Raw genomic sequence first — 4,747 nt, 5'->3', positions numbered from 1 at the left:
TTCTCTTGTACTGATACTTCATCTGTTTCCTTAATATATTGAAATCTATATATCCCTGTGCATATCTCGTTGAAATTCCTTTTGTTTTTGTTATGATTCCATTAATTTCACTCATCATTTCATTGATTGCACCTAGTGATTCCCCGTCCTCTGTTAAATATCTTTTCCCTAGCGGTGATGTTGGTATCTTATTATTTGCTGCTTTTAAATGATTTGCGAACTGTTGAATACTTGTTTTTGAATCTGATATGACCTCGCTTATATCCTGAAAATATTTGTCATTTGCTTTATATTTTTCAAATGATTCACTTCCAAGTCCTGTGATATTCATGATCATGTGATCCTGGCTGTCTACAGCACATATGACACTGACCTTGTGATGTGATATCCCCCAGTATGCAGAGCTGTTGCCTCTTTTCTTTGAATATCTGGGCATATTTTGGGGTTTTGTCCCTTTAAGATTAATTTTAAGATACTGTGTATCAACCTGTACTTCTTCAGATAATATTTGATTTCTGATGATTTCAGTAGCTGCACTGTATAATTTATGACACATATAAAAGCAGGTTGTTATACTTACACCAACAAAATGAGCTTCATCTTCCAATGTCAACTTTGATAATTCATAATCAATGAATTTCTTCCACTGTTCAACAGTAAGATGAGTCCAGTATAAGAGAGTTCCGGTTTTAGAAGTAAAAGTTTTATGACAGTCCCTGCAAAAATACCTTTGATGATTATGTTTATCTTTTCCATGTTTTATGACAGAAGAAGATCCACAAACAGGGCATACTCCAACTGTATCATGAAAAACATCAAAATCCTGACGAGTCAACAAACTCATGAGATTTTCAATATAAGAAATATCCTTGTTTTTTAAGAAATCAACAACTTGTTTTTCAGTAATCATAAACAGCACCAACTTTCACGATTAATTATAAATCAAATACAAAAATTGGTGTTGTAGATTGACTTGGATAAACTCCTATATATTGGTGTTCATTTAAAAAACAACATTTTTCTTAAAAAGAGCGAAAAATTTTAACTTTTTTATATTTTTTAAAAGAAAATTTGTATTTTTCTACGTATATATATAATAGGAGGTGTTTTAGTTGAAAACGTATGAATTGCAAAATACTACTGTATGGAGTTTTCCTAGCCGAGGAAATTGGGCTACACATAAAGGTGATTATAGAGGAAATTGGTCACCTCATATTCCTAGAAATTTAATTCTCAAATATACTAAACCAGGTGATCTCATCCTTGATTGTTTCGCTGGTTCAGGAACAACACTCATTGAGGCAAAATTATTAAATAGAAATGCTATAGGATTAGATATTAACAATTATGCACTTAGTATTTCGAAAGAAAGATTAAACTTTGATTGTCACAATCTTGCAAAAATTTGGTTATATCAATGTGATGCTCAAAAAATGACTATAATCAAAGATAATTCAATAGACTTCATCTGTACTCACCCACCTTATGCTAATATAATCAAATATAGTAAAAATCTTACTAACGATTTATCATTATTAGAATATGAAGATTTTTTATTACATATAGATAAAGTGAGTAGAGAATTATACCGTGTTTTAAAACAAGGACATTATTGTGCATTTATGATTGGCGATATTAGAAAAAAGGGAAATGTTATACCTTTAGGTTTTAACACGATGCAAGTTTTCTTAAATACTGGTTTTACTTTAAAAGAAATTATAATTAAGGAACAACATAATTGTAATTCAACAAAATATTGGAAAGAGAAAATTCAAAAACTTAATTTTTATCTTTTAGCCCATGAATACATTTTTGTTTTATCAAAATAAATTTCTTCCCCATGATTATATTTCACGGGGAACTTTTCCATAGCTTTTTGATTTATATTTTTATCACTTTTTTAAGTCTATTATACTTTTTAAACTTAACTAAATTTACTCATATTAAAAAGGACTGCATATACAGTCCTAATCAAGTGGTGCCTGATAGAAACCACCAAAGAAATTTTCCGTTGGAATAACATTAATTATTGCTTTTTGATCATATTCATGCAGTAATAAGACAATATCTTGAACCTCATAAGCTGATACAACTGTATGTAGTAAACTCATTGCTTCTTTACTATAACCACCATAACCATTTAAAACCGAAATACCATGGCGATAATGTTTAATATAAGTATCGACTAATAGTTCAGGATTTTTAGTGGTAATTTGTAAAGTAACTCGTTTGTATCGTTGATAAAACGATGAGATTGTTTTAGTGGAAATAAATTGGAAAACAATTGAATAGCCAGCATAAATCCAGCCAAACAGATAACCAAAAATACACAAGATACAAGCATTAAAAACAAATACATATTCCCAAATTGATTTACCACTTTTATTAGAAACGTATAAAGCAATAAAATCTGTTCCCGCTGTTGAAGCATTACCCTTTAAGGCAATTACCGTTGCAATTCCATAAATAAAACCACCAAAGCAGACATTTAAAAATACATCATCAAATAACGCTGGAAAAGTGCAAACTTTTAATAGAAAACTAGTTAAAAATACCTGACACAATGATGAAATTACAAATTTTTTTCCAATTGATTTATAACATAAAATGGCAACCGGAACATTTAATACAATCATTCCTAACGATGTTGAAAAACTAAAACCATATAAAGATGTAATTCTTTCAACCAATATCGCTACTCCAGTAAAACCGCTTGATAATAAATTTGCCTGATTTACAAATACCTTAATTGCATAAGTTTGTAAAAAAGATGAAGCAATTACAGCAACTATTGTAATTAAATAACGAACCCAAGTTTTATTTTTCATAATCCTAAAGCAACTAATTTTTTCACTAATTCTTCACTTACCACATCATAATCATTAGCGTGTGGTTTGGCTGCAAAACAATAATTTACATTTTTTCCACTTGTAGTTATATCTTGTCGCCAATCTTTACAAGAGGAATGAATTTGATTAATTTTTGTCATTTCCATGATTTCTTTAGCGTTTTCACTGTTGATTCCACTACCAGCTAAGATTTCAATTTTATCGCCATATTTAGCTTGTAATTCCTTGATCAAATCAGCACCATCAATTGCTTTAGCTTGTAGTCCACTTGTAAGCAAGCGGTCTACTTTTAAATCAATCAATGTTTCAATTGCCTGATAAGGATCGTTTACACAATCAAAAGCGCGATGAAAAACAGCTGTTTTATGATATTTCTTACATAAAGCTACCATTTCTTTAGTTCTTTCAATATCAATTTCATGATTTTCATGAAGAAACCCAAAAGCTAACCCATCACAATTAGCTTCCAATAAATCTTTAGCTTCTAATAACATTTGCTGATACTCTATTTCACTATAACAAAATCCTCCGCCACGTGGTCTAACCATACAAATAACAGTTAAATCAGTATTTTCTTTTGTTAATTTTAATGAAGCTATACTAGGTGTTAAACCACCTAAGTGTAAAGCACTATTTAATTCAATTCTTTTAGCACCGCCATTAAATGCACTTAATGCATCTTCATAGCTGCCACAACATATTTCAATCATTCGTTTTCCCTACTTTCTACTTTGCTAGAAGATACAGACTTAATGCATAAATTTTAGCATTAGTAATAATATCGTCTATTTTCATCCATTCATTAGGCTGGTGACCAATTCCTTTCTGTCCCGGAAAAGATGGTCCAAATGGTACAATATTAGGCATTAATTTAGCGTAAGTTCCGCCGGTGGTTGTTACTGGTGTACCATCATTTCCAGTAACTTTTTCATACGTATAAACAAGTGTTTTAACTAATTTACAGTCTTTTTCAAATTTAACGGGATTATAATTATTTTCTAACGTTACTTCAAAATCACCGATGGCTTTTTTGATATTATCAACAATCGTTGTTACTTCAACATTAGCGGGATAGCTAACACTAAACTGAATAGCTGGATCTTCTTGTAATAATAACTGATAATTTCTAACTTCTAATAAACCAAATTCATCATCTTTAAAATCAATATTAAAACGTTCACCATTACTTTTCGCATTTAAAATAAACTCATTCATTAAAGTAAAGAATTTATCTAATTCATCTTTATTTCCCGTTATTTTAATAACTGCTCTGCCCCGTTCACCATAGACAACTGGATATTTACAATCAGGAGTAAATCCCATTACTGGTGGTTTTTCTTTACTTAAATAATATTTTAGATCTTCAAAACCCGTTTCTTCATCGCAGCCAAAAATAATTCTTACTTCTTTAGATAATTCAATATTTAATTCTTTTAAAGCATACAAAGCAAATAAACATGATAGAATTGGCCCTTTATTATCAAGAATACCGCGGCTATAAATAACCCCATCTTCTTGATACCCGCTAAATGGCGGTTGTTTCCAGCCTGTTTGTACTGGTACGACATCTAAATGCCCGATTGCACAAATATAGTCTTCGCTACTTCCATAACTGGCATAGCCAATATAATTATCAAGATTGACAGTGTTAAAACCAAGTGAATCAGCTAAATCTAAAGTAGCATCTAAAGCTTGTTTAACCCCTTTACCAAAAGGCGCATTTTCTTTAGCTTCACTTTCAACACTATCGATTTTTACAATATCGATAATACTATCGATCATTTGTTTTGATATTTCATCAATCTTATTTAAAATTTCTGTTTCCATTTTATTTTTCTTCTAATGGCGCCATTCTTGTTTTCATATAATTATCTAGCCATTCTTGACTAGCTACTGTG

Annotated in this window: 5 protein-coding genes; 1 reads left to right on the top strand and 4 read right to left on the bottom strand. The window is 30.5% G+C overall.

Annotation, left to right across the window (positions count from 1 at the left end; translation table 11 throughout):
- Positions 1–910: IS1 family transposase (locus J7M77_RS05430; protein ID WP_296876810.1), on the bottom strand; the 910-nt coding region annotated here is incomplete at its 3' end.
- A gap of 202 nt (positions 911–1,112) precedes the next feature.
- Between J7M77_RS05430 and J7M77_RS05425 the strand changes: the two genes are divergently transcribed.
- Positions 1,113–1,829: a DNA methyltransferase gene (locus J7M77_RS05425; protein WP_296876809.1), complete on the top strand. Its 717-nt coding sequence runs from the start codon at positions 1,113–1,115 to the stop codon at positions 1,827–1,829.
- Between the two features lie 138 nt (positions 1,830–1,967).
- Here the strand turns inward: J7M77_RS05425 and J7M77_RS05420 are convergent, their stop codons facing one another.
- The 3 genes from J7M77_RS05420 to J7M77_RS05410 are packed head-to-tail and all read right to left on the bottom strand — an operon-like array spanning position 1,968 to position 4,676.
- Positions 1,968–2,828: a YitT family protein gene (locus J7M77_RS05420; RefSeq protein ID WP_296876808.1), complete on the bottom strand. Its 861-nt coding sequence runs from the start codon at positions 2,826–2,828 to the stop codon at positions 1,968–1,970.
- Complete coding sequence (locus J7M77_RS05415) at positions 2,825–3,559, bottom strand: copper homeostasis protein CutC (RefSeq protein WP_296876807.1); 735 nt, start codon at positions 3,557–3,559, stop codon at positions 2,825–2,827. Before J7M77_RS05415 ends, J7M77_RS05420 begins: the two co-directional genes overlap by 4 nt.
- A 16-nt stretch (positions 3,560–3,575) precedes the next feature.
- On the bottom strand, positions 3,576–4,676 hold the full coding sequence (locus J7M77_RS05410) for a Sapep family Mn(2+)-dependent dipeptidase (RefSeq protein ID WP_296876806.1): 1,101 nt from the start codon (positions 4,674–4,676) through the stop codon (positions 3,576–3,578).
- Positions 4,677–4,747 lie beyond the last annotated feature (71 nt).

The sequence above is a fragment of the Thomasclavelia sp. genome (assembly GCF_017889095.1).
Lineage (GTDB): Bacteria > Bacillota_I > Bacilli_A > Erysipelotrichales > Coprobacillaceae > Thomasclavelia.
Note: the sequence above shows the minus strand (reverse complement) of the source record. Positions and strands in the feature narration are given on the sequence as shown.